Here is a 19,416-nt window from a genome sequence, read left to right as displayed (position 1 = left end):
CGGCCAGGGTGACGGCCGGCGGGCCGGCACCGGCGGCGGGTACGTCAGGCGACCGCCTGCCACCAGCCGTCCACCGGCGGCGGGTCGTCGACCACCACCCGCTCGCCGGGGCGGGGCACCGCCAGCCGCACGTCGCGCGCCTTCGCCTCGGCCCAGAGCCGGTCCACCGGCTCGGACCAGTCGTGCAGGGCCAGGTTGAACGTCGCCCAGTGCACCGGCAGGAAGAGCCCGCCGCGCAGGTCGAGGTGGGCCGAGACGGCCTCCTCGGGGAACATGTGGATGGCCGGCCACGCCCGGTCGTACGCGCCGATCTGCATCAGGGTCACGTCGAACGGCCCGTGCTCCGCGCCGATCTCGGCGTACCCGTCGAAATAGCCGGAGTCGCCGGTGTAGAAGACCTTGCGGTGCGCGCCGGCGACCACCCAGGAACTCCAGAGGGTGCCGTCGCGGCGCAGCCCCCGGCCGGAGAAGTGCTGGGCGGCGGTGGCGATGATCTCGAGCCCACCCACCCGGTGCCGCTCCGACCAGTCCAGCTCGACGATCCGCTCCGCCGGCACGCCCCACCGGTCGAGGTGGGCGCCGACCCCCAGCGGCACCAGGAACGGCGCGGACTGTCGCCGGGTCAGCTCCTGCACGGTGGCCATGTCGAGGTGGTCGTAGTGGTCGTGGGAGATCAGGATCGCGTCGACCGGGGGCAGGTCCGCCAGGCGTACCGGGGGCTGGTGCAGCCGCCTCGGCCCGACCGCGGCGGACGGGGAGCAGCGGTCGCTCCACACCGGGTCGATCAGGACCTTCCGCCCCTCGATCTCGATCAGCGCGGAGGCGTGGCCGTACCAGACGATGTTGAGTTCGCGTTCGACGTCGGTCGCGGGCGGGGGCGTCGGGGGCAGCAGCGGGACCGGGGCGGTGGGGCGCCGGCGTTGCTTGCCGAAGATCAGCTCCCAGACCAGGTTCCGGCCCGGGTCACCGGTGGTCATCGTCCGGGTGGCGGCCCGGTTGTGGAAGGTGCCGTCGCGGAACTGGGGGGAGCGGGCGGCCCGTTCCGCCCGGGCCCCGGTCAGCCGCCCGCCCAGCGCCGCCGGCACGTCCCGCGCCGCCCAGGCCAGCCCGGCCACCGCGGCCAGCCCTGTCATCCGCCACAGCCGCCCGCCGAGTGCCCGGTCGAGTTCCCGGTCCGCTGGTGCCCGCATCGCCACGTCCCCTCCGCCGTCTCCCGAATACACGGTAGCCACCGCGTCACCCCCGCGCCGGACCGCCGCCGCACCCACACCCCCACCCGCGCACTTTCCAAGAAACCGTCCCCACGTCGCCCGGCACGCCCCCGCACCCGCGCACTTTCAGAGACGGCGTGGCTATTCCGCGCGCCATAGCCACGCTTTCTCGGAAAGTGCGGCCAGAAGATGGCGCGGCGGGGAGGTGGGGTGGGGGGGTGGTGGGGGGAGGAGGGAGGACGGGGGGTGAAGTGGTCAGCGGAGGCGGCGGAGGGCGGCGGCGCCGGCGGTGACCGCTGAGGTGGCGGTGTTGCCGACCGTGCGGGCCAGGCGCGGCAGGTCGGGCAGCCAGCCGCCGCGGACGGCCTCGCCGGCCGGGTTGGGGGCAAAAACCACGCCCTCGTGCGGCGACACCTGCCGGTCGGTCAGCCCGCCCCAGCGCATCAGCGGCCCCACCAGCGCGTCGTAGACGCCGGGCAGCACGGTGAAGCCGGCCCGCATGATCAGGTTGACCCGGCCCACCGAGATCTCCCGGCGGGGCCGGTCGGCGCAGTCCACGATCGCCCGGGCCACCCGTTGCGGGGTGGTGATCGGCAGCGGCGGCCGGCCCATCCGGCCCAGGTAGTTGGCGGCCTGCTGGTAGACCGGGGTGTCCACGCTGCCGGGGGTGACCAGGCAGACGTGCACCCCGGGCAGGTCCCGCGACTCCTGCTGCAACGTCCGGACCAGGCCGTGCAGGCCCCACTTGCTGGTGACGTAGCCGCTCATGTAGGGCGCGGTGATGTGCCCGAGCACCGAGCCGGTGAGGATCAGGGTGCCGCCGCCGGCGGCTTTGAACTGCCGCAGCGCGACCCGGGCCACCCCGGCGGAGGCGAGCAGGTCGGTCCGCACCACCTGGTCGAAGACCTCCGCCGGGATCTCCTCGAAGCGCCCGTACGCCATCACCGCCGCGGTGTGCACCCAGACGTCGATCCGGCCGAACTCCCGCAGCGCCGCCTCCGCCAGGGCGTCGAGCGCGCCGGGGGCGGTCACGTCGGTGGGCACCTCGCGCACCTCGGCGCCGGCGTCGCGGCACTCGCGGCGTACCTCGGTCAGGGTGGCGGGGGAGCGGGCGGCGAGGACCAGCCGGTCCCCGCGCCCGGCGAACTCCCGGGCGGCCGCGCGGCCGATGCCGCTGGTCGCCCCGGTGACCACCACCACCCGGCTCACGGTGCGAGCACGACCTTGACGCAGCCGTCCTGCTTCTTCTGGAACATCTCGTACGCCTGCGGCGCCCGCGCCAGCGGCACCCGGTGGGTACGCAGGTCCGCCACGCCCAGCGGGTCGTCGTCGCCGGAGAGCAGCGGCATGATCTCGTCGGTCCAGCGGCGCACGTGGCACTGCCCCATCCGCAGTTGGATGCCCCGGTCGAACATCTCCATCAGCGGCAGCGGGTCCACCTCGCCGCCGTAGACGCCGGAGATGGAGACGGTGCCGCCCCGGCGGACCGCCTTGATCGCGGCCTTGAGCACCACGAGCCGGTCGACGCCGACCTTGTCGGTCATGGCCTGGGCGAGCTTGTCGGGCAGCAGCCCGGCGGCGGCCTGGGCCAGCTTGCCCGAGGTGGCGCCGTGCGCCTCCATGCCGACCGCGTCGATCACCGCGTCCGGGCCCCGCCCGTCGACCAGGTCGGCCAGGGTGGCCGGCACGTCCTCGAGCTCGCTGACGTCGAGGGTCTCGATGCCGTGCCGGCGGGCCATCTCCAGCCGCTCCGGCACCAGGTCGAGCCCGATCACCCGGTCGGCGCCCAGGTGGCGGCCGATCCGGGCGCAGAACTGGCCCACCGGCCCCAGCCCGAAGACGGCGAGGGTGCCGCCGGGCGGGGTGTCGGCGTACTTCACCGCCTGCCAGGCGGTGGGCAGGATGTCGCTGAGGTAGAGGTAGTGCTCGTCCGCGCCGGTCTCCGGGATCTTGACGGGGCCGAACTGGGCGTGCGGGACCCGCAGGTACTCGGCCTGGCCGCCGGGGACGGAGCCGTAGAGCGAGGTGTAGCCGAACAGCGCCGCGCCCTTGCCCTCAGAGGTGACCTGGGTGGTCTCGCACTGGGCGTAGAGCTGCCGCCGGCACATCCAGCAGTCACCGCAGGAGATGTTGAACGGGATGACGACCCGGTCGCCCGGCTTGAGCCGGGTCACGCCCGGGCCGACCTCCTCGACGATGCCCATCGGCTCGTGCCCGAGGACGTCGCCGGGCTTCAGGTACGGCGCGAGCACCTCGTACAGGTGCAGGTCGGAGCCGCAGATCGCGGTGGAGGTGATCCGGACGATCGCGTCGGTGGGCTCCTCGATCCGCGGGTCGGGTACCTCCTCCACCCGGACGTCACGCTTGCCGTGCCAGGTCAGTGCCTTCACGCCTGATCGTCCCCTCTCGGTGCCGTCCATGGGACTGCTACCCCGAGTGGGCGGCTTGAACCGGGCGGGCCGCCCGGGCCGGCGCCGGCGCTGCTTTCCCGCCGTACCCCTGGGAAAACGCCGACCGCCGCACCCCCGGGGGGGATGCGGCGGTCGGTGCGCAACTGGCGGTCAGGAGCCGGGGGTGCCCGCGCCCTTGGTGGTGGCCTTCAGGTAGTCGCGGTTGAGCCGGCCGATGGTGTTGAGCGGGATGCCCTTCGGGCAGACCACGGTGCACTCACCGGCGTTGGTGCAGCCGCCGAAGCCGGCCTCGTCGTGCGCGTCGACCATGCCGATCACCCGGGTGTAGCGCTCCGGCTGGCCCTGCGGCAGCAGCGAGAGCTGGGTGAGCTTGGCGGCGGTGAAGAGCATGCCGGAGCCGTTGGGGCAGGCCGCCACGCAGGCGCCGCAGCCGATGCAGGCGGCCGACTCGAAGGCGGCGTCCGCGTTGGCCTTGGCCACCGGCGTGGAGTGCGCCTCGGGGGCGCTGCCGGTCGGGGCGGTGATGTACCCGCCGGCGGCGATGATCTTGTCGAAGGCGCTCCGGTTGACCACCAGGTCCTTGATGACCGGGAAGGCGCGGGCCCGCCACGGCTCGATGTCGATCGTCTCGCCGTCGGAGAACTGCCGCATGTGCAGCTGGCAGGCGGTGGTGCCGCGCTGCGGCCCGTGCGCGTCGCCGTTGATCATCAGACCGCACATGCCGCAGATGCCCTCGCGGCAGTCGTGGTCGAACGCGACCGGCTCCTCGCCCTGGAGGATGAGCCGCTCGTTGAGGACGTCGAGCATCTCCAGGAACGACATGTCCGGGGAGACGTCGTCGACCTGGTAGGTCACCATCCGACCCTTGTCCTCAGGGCCGGACTGGCGCCAGATGCGCAGGGTCAGGTTCACTTGTAGCTCCGCTGCGTCGGGTGGACGTATTCGAACTTCAGGTCTTCCTTGTGCAGCACGACCGGCTCACCGGTGCCGGTGTACTCCCAGGCCGCCACGTAGGCGAACCGGTCGTCGTCGCGCTGCGCCTCGCCGTCCGGGGTCTGGTGCTCGGCCCGGAAGTGGCCGCCGCAGGACTCCTCGCGGTGCAGGGCGTCGATGCACATCAGCTCGGCCAGCTCGAAGAAGTCGGCCACCCGGCCGGCCTTCTCCAGCGACTGGTTGAGCCCCTCGCCGTCGCCCGGCACCCGCACCCGCTGCCAGAACTCGTCCCGCAGCGTGCGGATCTCGTCGATGGCCTTGCGCAGCCCGGCCTCGCTGCGCTCCATGCCGCAGTGCTCCCACATGATCTGGCCCAGCTCCCGGTGGAACGAGTCCACGGTCCGGTCGCCGTTGACCGCCAGCAGCCGGGTGATCCGGTCCTCGACGTCGCGGCGGGCCGCGATCGCCTCGGGGTGGCTGGCGTCGACGTTCTCCAGCGGGCCGGTGGCCAGGTAGTGGGCGATCGTGCTGGGCAGCACGAAGTAGCCGTCGGCCAGGCCCTGCATCAGCGCCGAGGCGCCGAGCCGGTTCGCGCCGTGGTCGGAGAAGTTCGCCTCACCGATCACGAACAGACCCGGGATGGTCGACTGGAGGTCGTAGTCGACCCAGAGGCCGCCCATCGTGTAGTGCACGGCGGGGTAGATCCGCATCGGGACCTCGTACGGGTCCTCGCCGGTGATCCGCTCGTACATCTCGAAGAGGTTGCCGTACTTGGCCTCGATCGCCTTGCGGCCCAGCCGGTTGATGGCGTCGGCGAAGTCGAGGTACACGCCGAGCTTGGTCGGGCCGACGCCCCGGCCCTCGTCGCAGACGTTCTTCGCGGCGCGGGAGGCGATGTCGCGGGGGACCAGGTTGCCGAAGGAGGGGTAGATCCGCTCCAGGTAGTAGTCCCGCTCGTCCTCGGGGATGTCCCGCGGCGCGCGGTCGTCGCCCTTGGCCTTCGGCACCCAGACCCGGCCGTCGTTGCGCAGCGACTCGCTCATCAGGGTCAGCTTCGACTGGTGGTCGCCGGAGACCGGGATGCAGGTCGGGTGGATCTGCGTGTAGCAGGGGTTGGCGAAGTACGCGCCCTTGCGGTGCGCCCGCCAGGTGGCGGTGACGTTGCAGCCCTTGGCGTTGGTGGAGAGGTAGAAGACGTTGCCGTAGCCGCCGGAGGCGAGCACGACGGCGTCGGCCATCTCGGTGCTGATCTCGCCGGTGACCAGGTCCCGGACGACGATGCCCCGGGCCTTGCCGTCGACGACGACCAGCTCCAGCATCTCGTGCCGGGCGTTCATCTCCACGTTGCCCAGGCCGATCTGCCGCTCCAGCGCCTGGTACGCCCCGAGCAGCAGCTGCTGGCCCGTCTGGCCCCGCGCGTAGAAGGTCCGCTGCACCTGGGCGCCACCGAAGGAGCGGGTGTCGAGCAGGCCGCCGTACTCGCGGGCGAACGGCACGCCCTGCGCCACGCACTGGTCGATGATGTTGACCGAGACCTCGGCCAGCCGGTGCACGTTCGACTCCCGCGAGCGGAAGTCGCCGCCCTTGACGGTGTCGTAGAAGAGCCGGTGCACCGAGTCGCCGTCGTTGCGGTAGTTCTTGGCGGCGTTGATGCCGCCCTGCGCGGCGATCGAGTGGGCCCGGCGCGGGCTGTCCTGGTAGCAGTAGGACTTGACCCGGTAGCCCTGCTCGGCCAGCGTCGCCGCGGCGGAGCCGCCGGCCAGGCCGGTGCCCACCACGATCACGGTCATCTTCCGGCGGTTCGCCGGGTTGACCAGCTTGGCCTCGAAGCGGCGGGTCTCCCAGCGCTTCTCGACGGGGCCCTCGGGTGCCTTGGTGTCGGCGATCGGGTCGCCCTCGATGAAGAGATCCATGGTCAGGACACCAATCCGGTGAGTACGGCGAACGGGACCACCAGGTAGCCGACGCAGAGGCCGACGGCGACGACCAGCGCGATCGCCCGGTTGCGACGCTCACCCTTCGGGGTCTGCTGGCCCAGGCTGCGCAGCGCGCTGAAGATGCCGTGCCGCAGGTGGAAACCGACGGTGACGATCGCCAGGGTGTAGAAGAGCGTGACGTACCAGCGCTCCGGCGCGAAGTCCGCGACCACGTTGCCGTACGGGTTGCTGGCGTCGCCCTGGGGGTTCAGGTGACCGGTGGTCAGGTCCAGGATGTGGTAGATCACGAAGAGCAGGATGATCACCCCACCCCAGCGCATCGTGCGCGCGGCGTAGCTGCCCTGGATCTTCTTGCGGTGGGCGTACTTCACCGGGCGGGCGGCGCGGGCACGGCGGGCCAGCACGGTGGCGGCCACGATGTGCGCGACCACCGCGACCGTGAGCACGGTCCGCTGGATCCACAGGTACCAGGTGTGCGGCAGCAGCGGCGCGCCGATGTCGCGCAGCCAGTGCGCGTAGTGGTCGAACGACGTCTCGCCGGTGAAGATCTTCAGGTTCCCCAGCATGTGGACGACGAGGAAGAGCACCAGGAGGATGCCCGTCACCGCCATGACGGCCTTCAGGCCGACGTTCGAGCGGATGGGCGACCGAGTTTTCGTGATTACCACCCGACCGACGCTAGGAGGACTTTGATCAGTCGTCCAATGCATCGACCTCGCAGTCTTGATAGCCATAAGCTATGTATATGCAGCTCCATCAGCTCAAGTACTTCGTGGCGGTCGCAGAAGTACGACATTTCACCCAAGCCGCCGACCTCGTCGGCATAACCCAGCCCTCACTGAGTAAGCAAATTCACGCCCTGGAGACCGACCTGGGGGCCCCGCTCTTCGAACGGGTAAGGGGCAACATCGCCCTCACCGCTGCCGGCGAGGTGCTGCTGCCGTTGGCCAAGCGGATCCTCGCCGACGTCGACACCGCCACCCGCGAGGTGCAGGAGCTGGTCGGCCTGCGCCGGGGCCGGGTCCGCCTCGGCGCCACCCCCAGCCTGGCCACCTCGCTCGCCCCACCGGTGCTGCGCCGGTTCCGCGACGCCCACCCCACCGTGGACCTGCGGGTGGAGGAGGGCGGCTCCCAGGACCTGGTCCGTGACCTGCTGCGCGGCGACCTCGACCTGGCGCTGATCATCATGCCGGCCCAGGGCGCCGACCCGGGGCTGCGCGTCGACCCGATCCTGCGGGAGAGCCTCGTCGTCGCGTCGGTGGACCCGCTGCCCGCCGCCCGGGACAACGGTCAGCTGCGCATCACCGACCTGCGTGACCAGCCCCTGGTGATGTTCCGCGAGGGCTACGACCTGCGCGACGCCACCATCCAGGCCTGCCGGGAGGCCGGCTTCGAACCGAGCATCTCGGTCGACGGCGGCGAGATGGACGCCGTGCTCAGCTTCGTCGAGGCCGGGCTGGGCATCGCCCTGGTGCCCGGCATCGTGGTCGCCCGCCGGGCCGGCGTCCGGGTCACCCGGCTCGCCCCGCCGGGCGTCCGGCGGACCATCGCGGTGGCCCGCCGCCGGGACGTGGTGCCGACCCACGCCGGTCGGGAGCTGCGCCGGATACTGCTGGAGTACGTCCACGACGCCACCGCCACCGACGAGCTGCCGCCGGGGGTGGAGCCGCTCTAGCCGCGGGGTGTGTCGCCGAGCGCGATCAGGACCTCGCGGAGCAGGTCGGCGACCACCCGGCCGGTGCTCTCCGGCACGACCGCGAGCAGTTCGCGCTGGGCGGTTGTGGCCGCGCGTACGGCGGTCTCGGCGGTGGTGACCCCCGCGTCGGTGAGCCGCACCCACGAGCTGCGGGCGTCGCGCGCGTCGGCTTCCCGTACCACCAGTCCACTGTCGGTGAGACGGCGCAGCAGGTTGCTGGTTCCGCCCGAGGAGAGCAGCAGTCGGCTCGCCAGCTCGGTCGGGCGCAGGCGGTACGGCGCCCCGGTCGCCCTGAGCGCGGCGAGGACCTCGTACTCGGCCTTGGTCAGTCCCGCCTCGGCGAGCTCCCGGTTCGCCGCCTCCGCCAGCAGTGCGCCGAGCCGGGTCGCGCGTTTGGTGAGTTCCAGCTCCAGGGTCGCGACGGCGGGAAGTTCCCGCTGCCACGCCGCGACAATCTCGTCAACGGTGTCCCGACCCTGATCCGGCTTGCCCACTTGGCGAGGATAGCGACCCGCGCGGGAATTGCCGGGGAGACAACCCTCCTGATAGCTTTCGAGAAAGCTTTTCTAAAAGCTTTCACATGAGGGGGAATCGATGCCCAAGCTGCTCCTGCGCGGCGGCCACCTGCTGACCATGGACGACGCACTCGGCGAGCTGCCCCGCGCCGACGTGCTGATCGACGGCGACCGGATCGTCGCCGTCGGCCCCGGGCTCGACCCGGCCGACGCCACCGTCCAGGACGTCCGCGGACACGTCGTGCTGCCCGGCCTGGTCGACTCGCACCGACACCTCTGGCAGTCGGCGCTGGTCGGGTTCGGGGCCGACCTCAGCCTGTCGGCGTACCTGCCGCTGCTGCTCGGCACCGTGGCGTCCCGGATGGAACCGTCGGATCTGCGGCTCAGCGCCCTGCTCGGCGCGGCCGAGGCGCTGCACTCCGGCGTCACCACCGTCTTCGACTACTGCAACGCCACCCGGAGCGACGAGCACGCGGACGCGTCCGTCGACGGTCTGGCGGAGTCCGGGGCCCGCGCGGTGTACGGGCACGGCGACCCGGAGCGGCGTGCCGGCCTGGTGGACCTCGCCGCGCGTACCGGGCTGGTCACCGGGGCGGTCGCCATGCTCAGCAACGAGCACGCGCCCATGGAGCAGACCACGCGGCACATCGCTGTCGCCCGGGAGCTGGGCCTGGTCGCCTCGATGCACGTCGGTTGCGGCGCCCACGGCGGTCGGGCCGGCGCCGTCGCCGCCCTGCACCGGGCCGGCCTGCTCGGGCCGGACCTGCACTTCGTCCACGGCAACACCGTCACCGACGCCGAGGTGGGACTGCTGGTGGACAGCGGCGCCGGGATCACCGTGACTCCCGGCGTCGAGGCGATGATGGGGCACGGGCCGTCGGCGTACGGACGCTTCGCCGCCCGTGGCGCCCGGCCGGCCGTCGGCCTCGACGTGGCCGTCACCGCCGGGCACAGCCTCTTCGACCAGCTGCGCGCGACGCTGGTGCTGGAGCGCGACCGTCACCACCGGGCCGCGCTGGACGTCGGACGGGACCACACCACGCTCGCCCCGGCCGCCGGGGACCTGCTCCGCGCCGCGACCGTCGACGGCGCCGCCGCGATCGGACTGGCCGACCGGACCGGCTCGCTGACCCCGGGCAAGCAGGCCGACGTGGTGCTGCTGCGCGGCCTGGAACACCTGGTCGGCCGCCCCGAGCCGGGCCGGCTGGCCGGCGCGGTGGTGGCCACGGCCGGGCCGGCCGATGTGACCGACGTGCTGGTCGCCGGCCGGTTCGTCAAGCGCAACGGGCGGCTCGTCGACCACGAACTGGCCGCGCTGCGCGCCGCCGGGGCCGACCTCGCCGCCAGGGTGCTGCCGTGAGGGGCGCGGGTCAGCGCCCCTCGGCGTCGTCCATCGCCCGGTAGATCCGCTGCTCCGACACCGGGTACGGGGTGCCGAGCGCCTGGGCGAAGACGCTCACCCGCAACTCCTCGATCATCCACCGGATCTGCCGTACCGCCGCCGAGTTGCGCCGGCTCGGCGGCAGCGCGGCCAGCATGTCGGCGTACTCCTTCTGCACCACCGCGATCCGGTCCTGCTGCTGCTTGTCCCGCTGCGGGTTGCCCGGCAGCCGGTCCAGGCGCCGCTCGATCGCGGTCAGGTAGCGCAGCAGGTCGGGCAGGCGCGCGTACCCGGCCTCGGTGATGAACCCCTTGTGCACCAGCCCGGAGAGCTGGTTGCGGATGTCGGCCAGGGCGGCCACCACGGCCAGGTTCCGGGTCGCGCCGAGCCGCTGCTCCACCGCGTACGCGGCGGCGAGGACCCGGCGGACCCGGTCCATCACGTCGACCACCGTGTCGATCAGGTCGGCGCGGACCCGCTCGCGCAGCGCGGCGAAGCCCTCGGCGTCCCAGGCCGGCCCGCCCGCGTCGGCGATCAGCTTGTCGATCGCGGCTCCGGCGGCGTCGGAGATCAGCTCCTGCACCCCGCCGTGCGGGTTGCGGCTGAGCGCCAGCTTCGCCTCGTTGGAGAGCCGGCCCTGGAGGAACTTGGCCGGCGAGGGCACGGTCAGCCGCAGCAGTCGCCGGGTGCCCGCCCAGTGCGCCGCGGCCTGCTCGGCCTCGGAGTCGAACACCTTCACCCCTACCGTCGCGCCCTCGTCGACCAGCGCCGGGTACGCGGTCACCGCGTAACCGGCCCGGACCTGCTCGATGGTGCGAGGAAGATCGTCGATGCTCCACTCACGAAGGCCGGTGCGGGCCACGTCCGGCGCGGCGGCGGCCACGACCTGGCGTACCTCCTGGCGGAGCTGGCGTTGCAGGGTCGGCAGGTCCTTGCCCTCGGCGACCGGCTTGTTCTCCTCGTCGAGCACCCGGAAGCTGACCCGCAGGTGGGCCGGCAGCCGGTCGACGTCCCAGGCGTCGCGCGGCACGGTGACGCCGGTCATCCGGCGCAGCTGCCGGGTCAGCGCGTCCAGCAGCGGCTCCTCGCCCGCGGGCATCGCCGCCAGCGCGGCCCGCGCGTAGTCCGGCACCGGGACGAAGTTGCGCCGGACCGCCTTGGGCAGCGACCGGATCAGCGCGACGACCAGTTCCTCGCGCAGCCCCGGCACCTGCCAGTCGAAGGTCTCCGCCGGCACCTGGTTGAGCAGCGGCAGCGGGATGTCCACGGTCACGCCGTCGGTCGGGGTGCCCGGGTCGAAGGTGTAGGTCAGCGGCAGGGCGACCCCGTCGGCCTGCCACTCGTCCGGGTAGTCGGCCTCGTCCACCCCGCCGCGACCGGCGTTGATGAGCAGCTCGCGGGTGAAGGTGAGCAGCTCCGGCTGCTCCCGCCGGGTCTTCTTCCACCACGAGTCGAAGTGCCGGCCGGAGACCACGTCGGCGGGGATGCGCTGGTCGTAGAAGTGGAAGATCGTCTCGTCGTCGACCAGGATGTCCCGCCGCCGGGCCCGGTTCTCCAGCTCCTCGATCTCGGTGAGCAGCCGCTGGTTGTCCCCCCAGAACTGGTGGTGGGTCTGCCAGTCGCCCTCCACCAGCGCGTGCCGGATGAACAGCTCCCGCGACAGCGCCGGGTCGATCCGGCCGAAGTTGACCTTGCGGGAGGTGGCCAGCGGGACGCCGTACAGGGTGACCTTCTCGTAGGCCATCACCGCGGCCTGCTTCTTCTCCCAGTGCGGCTCGCTGTAGCTGCGCTTGACCAGGTGCTGCGCCAGCGGCTCGACCCACTCCGGCTCGACCCGCCCGGCGACCCGGCCCCAGAGCCGGGAGGTCTCCACCAGCTCGGCGGCCATCACCCAGCGCGGTGGCTTCCGGAACAGCGCCGAGCCGGGGAAGATCGCGAACTTCGCACCGCGCGCCCCCAGGTACTCGTGCTTCTGCGCGTCCTTGAGCCCGACGTGGGACAGCAGGCCGGGGAGCAGCGACTGGTGCACCTTCGGGGTGTCGATCTCCTCCGGCAGGTCCGCGGTCGGGCCGCGCCGGCCGCCGGCCTCCGGGACCTCCGTCGTGCCGCGCCGGCCGCGCCCGCCGCCGCCCTGGTCCGGGGTACGCAGCACCTGGCGCAACTGACTGACGATGTCCTGCCACTCGCGGACCCGCAGGTAGTTCAGGTATTCCGCCTTGCACATCCGGCGGAACGCGCTCGACGACAGCGCCCGCTGCTGCTCCCGCAGGTAGCGCCACAGGTTGAGGAACGCGACGAAGTCGGACTCCTTGTCGGCGAACCGGGCGTGCGCCTGGTCGGCCTGCGCCTGCTTCTCCGCCGGCCGCTCGCGCGGGTCCTGGATGGAGAGCGCGGCGGCGATCACCATCACCTCGGTGGCGCAGCCGTTGCGCTCGCCCTCCAGCACCATCCGGGCCAGCCGGGGGTCGACCGGTAGCTGGGCCAGCCGCCGGCCCAGCGGGGTGAGCCGCTTCGCCGGGTCGGTCTCGGTCGGGTCGAGCGCGCCCAGCTCGTGCAGCAGGTTGACGCCGTCGGTGACGTTGCGCCGGTCCGGTGGGTCGATGAACGGGAACGCGGCGATGTCGCCGAGCCCGATCGAGGTCATCTGGAGGATGACCGAGGCGAGGTTGGTGCGCAGGATCTCCGGGTCGGTGAACTCCGGCCGGGAGAGGAAGTCCGGCTCGTCGTAGAGCCGGATGCAGATGCCGTCCGAGGTACGCCCGCAGCGACCCTTGCGCTGGTTGGCCGAGGCCTGCGAGACCGGCTCGATGGGCAGCCGCTGCACCTTGAGCCGGCTGGAGTAGCGGGAGATGCGGGCCGTGCCCGGGTCCACCACGTACTTGATGCCGGGGACGGTCAGCGACGTCTCGGCGACGTTGGTCGCCAGCACCACCCGCCGCCCGGGGTGCGGGGCGAAGACCCGGTGCTGCTCGGCGGTCGACAGCCGGGCGTACAGGGGGAGGATCTCGGTGCCGAGCAGCGACCGTTTCTTCTCCACCAGCTTGCCCAGCGCGTCGGCGGTGTCCCGGATCTCCCGCTCGCCGGAGAGGAAGACCAGGATGTCGCCGGGTCCCTCGGCGGCCAGCTCCTCGACCGCGTCGCCGATCGCCTGGATCTGGTCGCGGACGTTCTCCTCGTCGTCGCCCTCGTCCTCCTCGGCCTCGCTCACCTCGACCAGCGGCCGGTAGCGCACCTCGACCGGGTACGTCCGCCCGGAGACCTCGACGATCGGGGCCGGCTCCCCGTCGGCGTCGGCGAAGTGCCGGGCGAACCGGTCCGTCTCGATGGTCGCCGAGGTGATGACCACCTTCAGGTCGGGACGGCGGGGCAGGAGCTGCCGGAGGTACCCGAGGATGAAGTCGATGTTGAGGCTGCGCTCGTGCGCCTCGTCGATGATCAACGTGTCGTACTGGCGCAGCATCCGGTCGGTCTGCAACTCGGCCAGCAGGATGCCGTCGGTCATCAGCTTGACCAGGCTGCGGTCGCTCACCTGGTCGCTGAAGCGCACCTTGTAGCCGACAACGTCGCCCAGCTCGGTGCCGAGTTCCTCGGCGATCCGGTCGGCGACCGTCCGGGCGGCCAGCCGCCGGGGCTGGGTGTGCCCGATCAGGCCGTGCACCCCGCGCCCCAGCTCCAGGCAGATCTTGGGCAGCTGGGTGGTCTTGCCGGAGCCGGTCTCGCCGGCCACGATCACCACCTGGTGGTCGCGGATCGCGGCGGCGATGTCGTCCCGGCGCTCGCTGACCGGCAACTGCGCCGGATAGGTGATCACCGGCACGGCGGCCCGCCGGTCCGCCAGCCGCGCCTCGGCGCGGGCCACGTCCACGGCGATCTCGGCGAGCGCGCCGTCGCGCCGCTCGGGCTCCCGCAGCTTGCGTGCGCCGTCCAGCCGCCGCTGCAGGCGGCGCTGGTCGCGGAACATCAGCGAGGAGAGGCGGCGGTGCAGGTCGCGAACGGTGACGGCCTCGGCGGGTACGGCTGGATTCTGCATGTCGTCGCCAAGGATAGGCAGCCCGCCGCCGGAGCGCCCCCGGGTTACCTCCGGTCAGCCGCCGTACCCGGTCGGCGTCGCTGCCCGGAGCGGCGGGCCGGCCGGGCTAGAGTTTTCGCCGAGCGACACCGATCCGGGGGCGGCGACATGACGATGCTGGACACCGACCGCGCGCTGGTGCAGGCGGCGACCGCGGTCGCCAAGCTGCGCTGCCGCAGCGACAACCACACCGTCGCCGCCGCGGCCCGGACCGCCGACGGCCGGGTCTTCACCGGCGTCAACGTCTACCACTTCACCGGTGGCCCGTGCGCCGAGGTGGTCGCGATCGGCGCCGCCGCCACCCAGGGGGCCGGCGAGCTGGAGGCCATCGTCGCGGTGGGTGACCGGGGGCGGGGCGTCATTCCGCCCTGCGGCCGGTGCCGCCAGGTGCTGCTGGACTACTTTCCGTCGATCAAGGTGATCGTCGGGCCGATGGACGCGCTGCGCCCGGTGCCCGTCGCCGACCTGCTGCCCGAGACGTACGTCTGGGGCGACCACCAGCTCGACGCGCCGATGGCGGTGCGCACCGGGCAGTGGCCGATGCCCACCGTGCCGAGCAGCCGGCCGGCCTCCGAGGACTGACCCTCCCGGCGGCCCGCTTCCCGGCGCTGTCTCCGCCCTTCTCGGCGGCGGGTCAGTCGCCGGCGGCGGCCTCCAGCATTGAGCGGGGCACGCCGACGCTCTCGTAGCGCACGTTGCCCTCCGGCACCAGCCAGCTCGCCACCCGCACCACGAGTTGGCCGGCGCGCACCGCCGGGTCGTTGGCGTACAGCTCGCGGGCCTCGTCCGGGCTGATCGGCAGCACGGCGAGACCGCGCAGGGTCGGGTCGTCCGGGTCCACGAACGGGCCGGCGGCGAGCACGAGTCCCTGCTCCACCAGCCCCGCCTGGTGGGTCAGGTGCGTGTCGTGCAGCAGATCCGCCGCGTCCCGGGGCAGCTCCGGCGCGTCCGCCGGGCGGCTGAAGAGGACGAGGGTGTGCTGGTCGAATCGCATGGACCCAGGGTAGGGGTGATTTTCCCCGGTTGGTTCCTGTCTGCCCGGGTCCACGGACTATCGACACTGCTCTCTTAGGTCACCCTCGGCCTCTCGGCTAAGGTAAGGCGTACCTTAGTTCCAGCTCGGGAGCATCGTGACCACCCTCGCCGCACGTCCGGTCGGCGCCGCCCGCCGCACCGGCGGACAGCGGGGCCGCCGCACCGCCGTCGCCGTCGCGGCCGCGCTGGCGCTGCTCCTGGCCGTCCTGGCCAGCCTCGCGCTCGGCAGCCGGCCGCTGGGCGTGGGCCAGGTCTGGGCCGCCCTGGTCGCCCCGGACGGGGGAACGGCGAGCACCATCGTGCGCGAGCTGCGGATGCCGCGTACCGCCCTGGGTCTGGTCGTCGGCCTCGCCCTCGCGGTCGCCGGGGTGCTCTTCCAGGCGCTCACCCGCAACCCGCTCGCCGAGCCGCGGATCCTCGGCATCAGCGCCGGCGCCTCCTTCGGCGTCGTGCTGGCGATCGCCGTCCTCGGCGTCGTCAGCCTCGCCGGGTACGTCTGGTTCGGCATCGCCGGCGCGCTCGGCGCCGGCCTGCTGGTCTTCGCCGTCGCCAACCGGACCCGCGAGGGCGCCAGCCCGGTCACCCTCGCGCTGATCGGCGCGGCCCTCGACGCCAGCCTCGCCTCCGTGGTGTACGCGCTGCTCAGCATCGACGCGCGCACCTTCGAGGAGTACCGGTTCTGGGTCGTCGGCGGGCTGACCGGGCGGGATCTCGGCGTCGCCGCCCAGGTGCTGCCGTTCGTCCTGGCCGGGCTGGCCCTGGCCGCGGTGGTCGCCCGGGGCCTCGACGCGCTGGCCCTCGGCGACGACGTCGCCCGTGGGCTGGGCCACCGGATCGGCCTGGTACGCCTCGGCGGTGGCGCGGCCGCCGTGCTGCTCACCGGCGCCGCGGTCGCCTCGGCCGGGCCGATCGCCTTCGTCGGGCTCGCCGTGCCGCACCTGGCCCGCGCCCTGGTCGGCGCCGACCACCGCTGGACCCTGGGCGTTTCCGCCCTGCTCGGCCCCACCCTGCTGCTCGGCGCCGACATCGTCGGCCGGCTGATCGCCCCGCCCGGTGAGGTGCCGGCCGGGATCATCACCGCGCTGATCGGCGCGCCGCTGCTGGCGTACCTGGTCCGCCGCGCCAAGGTGGTGACCGCGTGAGCGCCCCCGACCTGACCGTCGCCCCGGCCGCCGCCGCTCCGACCGGCCTGGCCGGGCTGCCCGGCCGGTCGCTGGTGCGGGTCGGGCCGGCCAGCCTCCAGGTGCGCCGCCGCGCGGTCCTCGTCGCGCTCGCCTCGACCGTGCTGCTCGCCCTCGCCGCGCTGCTCAGCCTCTGCCTCGGCACCCCGTACGTCGCGCCGGCCGACGTGCTCCGCGCGCTCTCCGGCGCCGGCACCCCGTACGACCTGGTGGTGCTCGACCTGCGGCTGCCCCGGCTCGTGCTGGCCGCGACGGCCGGTGCGGCCTTCGGGATCGCCGGCACGCTGATCCAGAGTGTCGCCCGCAATCCCCTGGCCAGTCCCGACGTCATCGGCATCACCCAGGGCGCCGGCCTGGCCGCCACCGTCGCGATCACCACCGGTGCGGCGGCCGTGCTGGTCGCCCCGGCGGCCCTGGTCGGCGGGCTGGCCGCCGCGGTCCTGCTGCTCGCGCTCGGCGCCCGGCACGGGCTGGCCGCGCAGCGGTTCGTGCTGGCCGGCGTCGCCGTCGCGTTCGCCCTGCGGGCACTGACCGAGGTGGTCATGCTCTCCGCCGACCCGATCGACGGGCTCCGGGCGCAGATCTGGCTGATCGGTACCCTCGCCGGCAAGGGCTGGACCGAGACGGTCTGGGTCGCGCTCACCCTGGCCGTGCTGCTGCCGGTGCTGGCCTGGGCCGGCTGGGCGCTCAACGGCTCCGCCCTCGACGACGACACCGCCCGGGGGATCGGGCTGCGGCCGGTGGCCCGCCGGATCGGCCTGGCCACCACCGGCGTCGTCGTCGCGGCCACCGTCACCGCCCAGGTCGGCGCGGTCGACTTCGTCGCCCTGGTCGCCCCGCAGGTGGCCCGCCGGCTGGTCCGGGCCGAGCGGCCGCCGATGGTGTGCGCCGCGCTGCTCGGCGCCCTGCTGCTGGTGCTGGCCGACCTCGCCGGCCGGCGGCTGTTCGCCCCCACCCAACTGCCGGCGGGCGTGCTCACCGCCGCGATCGGCGGGCCGTACCTGATGTTTTTGCTGGTCCGCGGCCGTCGGCGGTCGTCGTGACGTCCACCCCTGGCACAGGAGGCGCGATGCTCTCCACCCGCGACCTGGTCGCCGGCTACGACGAACGGACCGTGCTGGACGGGCTCGACCTGGAGCTGCCCGCCGACGCGTTCACCGTCATCGTCGGGCCGAACGCCTGCGGCAAGTCCACCCTGCTGCGCACCATGGCCCGGCTGCTCACGCCCCGCCGGGGTGCGGTGCTGCTGGACGGCACCGCCATCCGCGACCTGCCCACCCGGGAGGTGGCCCGCCGGCTGGGTGTGCTGCCGCAGAGCCCGCTGGTGCCGGAGGGCGTCACCGTGGCCGACCTGGTCGGGCGGGGCCGGCAGCCCTACCAGCGGTGGTGGCGGCAGTGGTCGGAGCAGGACGCCGTCGCGGTGGACCGGGCGATGGCGCTCGCGGACGTCGCCGGGCTGGCCGACCGACCGGTGGACACCCTCTCCGGTGGCCAGCGGCAGCGGGTCTGGATCGCGATGACCCTCGCCCAGGACACCGAGGCGCTGCTGCTGGACGAGCCGACCACCTTCCTCGACCTGGCCCACCAGGTCGAGGTGCTGGACCTGCTGCACCGGCTGCGCGCCGAGCGGGGCCGCACCGTGGTCGCCGTGCTGCACGACCTCAACCAGGCCGCCCGCTACGCCGACCACCTCGTGGCGATGCGGGCCGGGTCCGTGGTCGCCGCCGGGCCGCCACGGGAGATCCTCACCGCGGAGCTGGTCCGGGACGTCTTCGGGCTCGACTGCGTGGTGGTGCCCTGCCCGGTCACCGGCGCCCCGCTGGTGGTGCCCGGTCTCACCAGCCCGTCGCTGGCCCCGCTGCCCGGCGCCCCGCTGCCCGCCGATCCGGCTCCGGCCGCCGGCACGCCCTCCGTTGCCGGCCCGGCCGGCTCGAATCCCGTGGGCCCGACCGCTCCGGCGGCCCGCACTCCCGTCGACGACGCGGACACCCCGCGCGTCGGCACGTACCCCTCGAAAGGACTCTGATGCGTCGTCTCGCCGCCACCCTCACCGCGGCTCTCGCCCTCGGCGTGGGCCTCACCGCCTGCGGGGAGAGCGACCCGGTCGCCGGCACCGCCACCGGGGAGACCCGGGAGATCACCCACGCCATGGGCAGCACCAAGGTCCCGGCCGAGCCGAAGCGCGTGGTGGTGCTCGACACCGACAAGATCGACAATGCGCTGTCGCTCGGCGTCACGCCGGTCGGCGCCGCCACCGCCGGTGAGGCGAAGAGCTGGCCGACCTACTTCGGCGAGGAGAAGCTCGCCGGCATCAAGACGGTCGGGGTGCTCACCGAGCCCGACCTGGAGGCGATCACCGCGCTGAAGCCGGACCTGATCCTGGGCAGCAAGTTCCGGCAGGAGAAGTTCTACGACGAGCTGAGCGCGATCGCGCCCACCGTCTTCACTGAGAAGGTCGGCATCACCTGGAAGGAGAACCTGCTCCTCGACGGCAAGGCGCTCGGCAAGGAGCAGCAGGCCCGCGACCTGCTCGCCGCGTACGAGAAGCGGGCCAAGGAGTTCGGCGAGAAGCTGGGCGACGCCTCCTCCCGCAAGGTCTCCATCGTGCGCTTCATCCCGGGCAACATCCGGGTGTACGGCCCCGACTCGTTCTCCGGAATCGTCATCGGCGACACCGGGCTGGGCCGCCCCGAGCGGCAGCGCCTGGAGGGCAAGGAGGACAAGCGCTTCGACCTGGTCAGCGCCGAGCGGATCAACGAGGTCGACGGTGACGTCATCTTCGTGACCGCGTACGGCGAGAAGGCCGCCGCCGAGCAGGCCAAGGTCACCGCCGGCTCGCTCTGGCAGGGCCTCTCGGCCGTCAAGGCCGGCAAGGCGCACGTCGTCTCCGACGAGGTCTGGATGACCGGCATCGGCGTCGGCGCCGCCAACAAGATCCTCGACGACCTCGCCAAGTACCTCACCGCCTGACCCCCCCCGCGCCCACCTCGGCGCGCACTTACCGAGAAAGGGTGCCTATTCCACGTGGAATAGGCACCCTTCGGGGT

General features: G+C 73.1%; 16 protein-coding genes. 7 read left to right on the top strand and 9 right to left on the bottom strand.

The window, feature by feature from the left end; all coding sequences use genetic code 11:
- Positions 1-44 precede the first annotated feature (44 nt).
- The 6 genes from M2302_RS09005 to M2302_RS08980 form a co-directional block, all read right to left on the bottom strand.
- Complete coding sequence (locus M2302_RS09005; RefSeq protein WP_280837453.1) at positions 45-1,190, bottom strand: MBL fold metallo-hydrolase; 1,146 nt, start codon at positions 1,188-1,190, stop codon at positions 45-47.
- Positions 1,191-1,466: 276 nt separating this feature from the next.
- A complete protein-coding gene (locus M2302_RS09000) occupies positions 1,467-2,420 on the bottom strand; it encodes an SDR family NAD(P)-dependent oxidoreductase (RefSeq protein ID WP_280837452.1) in 954 nt (317 codons plus the stop codon).
- Complete coding sequence (locus tag M2302_RS08995) at positions 2,417-3,601, bottom strand: zinc-dependent alcohol dehydrogenase (protein WP_280837451.1); 1,185 nt, start codon at positions 3,599-3,601, stop codon at positions 2,417-2,419. Before M2302_RS08995 ends, M2302_RS09000 begins: the two co-directional genes overlap by 4 nt.
- 171 nt (positions 3,602-3,772) lie before the next feature.
- On the bottom strand, positions 3,773-4,534 hold the full coding sequence (locus M2302_RS08990; RefSeq protein ID WP_154938411.1) for a succinate dehydrogenase/fumarate reductase iron-sulfur subunit: 762 nt from the start codon (positions 4,532-4,534) through the stop codon (positions 3,773-3,775).
- On the bottom strand, positions 4,531-6,468 hold the full coding sequence (locus M2302_RS08985; protein ID WP_280837450.1) for a fumarate reductase/succinate dehydrogenase flavoprotein subunit: 1,938 nt from the start codon (positions 6,466-6,468) through the stop codon (positions 4,531-4,533). Before M2302_RS08985 ends, M2302_RS08990 begins: the two co-directional genes overlap by 4 nt.
- 2 nt (positions 6,469-6,470) lie before the next feature.
- Positions 6,471-7,103: a succinate dehydrogenase cytochrome b subunit gene (locus M2302_RS08980; RefSeq protein ID WP_280837449.1), complete on the bottom strand. Its 633-nt coding sequence runs from the start codon at positions 7,101-7,103 to the stop codon at positions 6,471-6,473.
- 128 nt (positions 7,104-7,231) lie between these two features.
- Here M2302_RS08980 and M2302_RS08975 point away from each other — a divergent pair, with 128 nt between their 5' ends.
- Positions 7,232-8,167, top strand: a complete 936-nt coding sequence (locus tag M2302_RS08975) for a LysR family transcriptional regulator (protein WP_280837448.1) — start codon at positions 7,232-7,234, stop codon at positions 8,165-8,167.
- Here M2302_RS08975 and M2302_RS08970 read toward each other — a convergent pair.
- Entirely contained in the window at positions 8,164-8,682 is a 519-nt protein-coding gene (locus M2302_RS08970; protein ID WP_280837447.1) for a MarR family transcriptional regulator, read from the bottom strand. The two genes, M2302_RS08975 and M2302_RS08970, sit on opposite strands and share 4 nt — an antisense overlap.
- Positions 8,683-8,782: 100 nt before the next feature.
- On the opposite strand from M2302_RS08970, the gene M2302_RS08965 reads away from it, so the two are divergent.
- Complete coding sequence (locus M2302_RS08965) at positions 8,783-10,063, top strand: amidohydrolase family protein (protein WP_280837446.1); 1,281 nt, start codon at positions 8,783-8,785, stop codon at positions 10,061-10,063.
- A gap of 10 nt (positions 10,064-10,073) precedes the next feature.
- On the opposite strand, the gene hrpA is transcribed toward M2302_RS08965, so the two are convergent.
- Entirely contained in the window at positions 10,074-14,114 is a 4,041-nt protein-coding gene (gene hrpA, locus M2302_RS08960; RefSeq protein ID WP_280837445.1) for an ATP-dependent RNA helicase HrpA, read from the bottom strand.
- A gap of 147 nt (positions 14,115-14,261) precedes the next feature.
- Between hrpA and M2302_RS08955 the strand changes: the two genes are divergently transcribed.
- A complete protein-coding gene (locus M2302_RS08955; protein WP_154938401.1) occupies positions 14,262-14,735 on the top strand; it encodes a cytidine deaminase in 474 nt (157 codons plus the stop codon).
- A gap of 52 nt (positions 14,736-14,787) precedes the next feature.
- Here M2302_RS08955 and M2302_RS08950 read toward each other — a convergent pair whose 3' ends face one another.
- Positions 14,788-15,147, bottom strand: a complete 360-nt coding sequence (locus tag M2302_RS08950) for a YciI family protein (protein ID WP_210775175.1) — start codon at positions 15,145-15,147, stop codon at positions 14,788-14,790.
- 136 nt (positions 15,148-15,283) lie between these two features.
- Here M2302_RS08950 and M2302_RS08945 point away from each other — a divergent pair, with 136 nt between their 5' ends.
- The 4 genes from M2302_RS08945 to M2302_RS08930 are packed head-to-tail and all read left to right on the top strand — an operon-like array spanning position 15,284 to position 19,339.
- Positions 15,284-16,330, top strand: a complete 1,047-nt coding sequence (locus M2302_RS08945) for an iron ABC transporter permease (RefSeq protein WP_280837444.1) — start codon at positions 15,284-15,286, stop codon at positions 16,328-16,330.
- Entirely contained in the window at positions 16,327-17,412 is a 1,086-nt protein-coding gene (locus tag M2302_RS08940) for an iron ABC transporter permease (RefSeq protein ID WP_280837443.1), read from the top strand. Before M2302_RS08945 ends, M2302_RS08940 begins: the two co-directional genes overlap by 4 nt.
- A gap of 26 nt (positions 17,413-17,438) precedes the next feature.
- Positions 17,439-18,395 carry an ABC transporter ATP-binding protein gene (locus tag M2302_RS08935; RefSeq protein ID WP_280837442.1) on the top strand — a complete coding sequence of 319 codons (957 nt, stop codon included), beginning with the start codon at positions 17,439-17,441 and terminating at the stop codon, positions 18,393-18,395.
- Complete coding sequence (locus M2302_RS08930) at positions 18,395-19,339, top strand: iron-siderophore ABC transporter substrate-binding protein (protein WP_280837441.1); 945 nt, start codon at positions 18,395-18,397, stop codon at positions 19,337-19,339. The genes M2302_RS08935 and M2302_RS08930 overlap by 1 nt, the downstream gene beginning before the upstream one ends.
- Positions 19,340-19,416: the final 77 nt, after the last annotated feature.

This window comes from Micromonospora sp. A200 (assembly GCF_029893845.1).
Lineage (GTDB): Bacteria > Actinomycetota > Actinomycetes > Mycobacteriales > Micromonosporaceae > Micromonospora > Micromonospora purpureochromogenes.
Note: the sequence above shows the minus strand (reverse complement) of the source record. Positions and strands in the feature narration are given on the sequence as shown.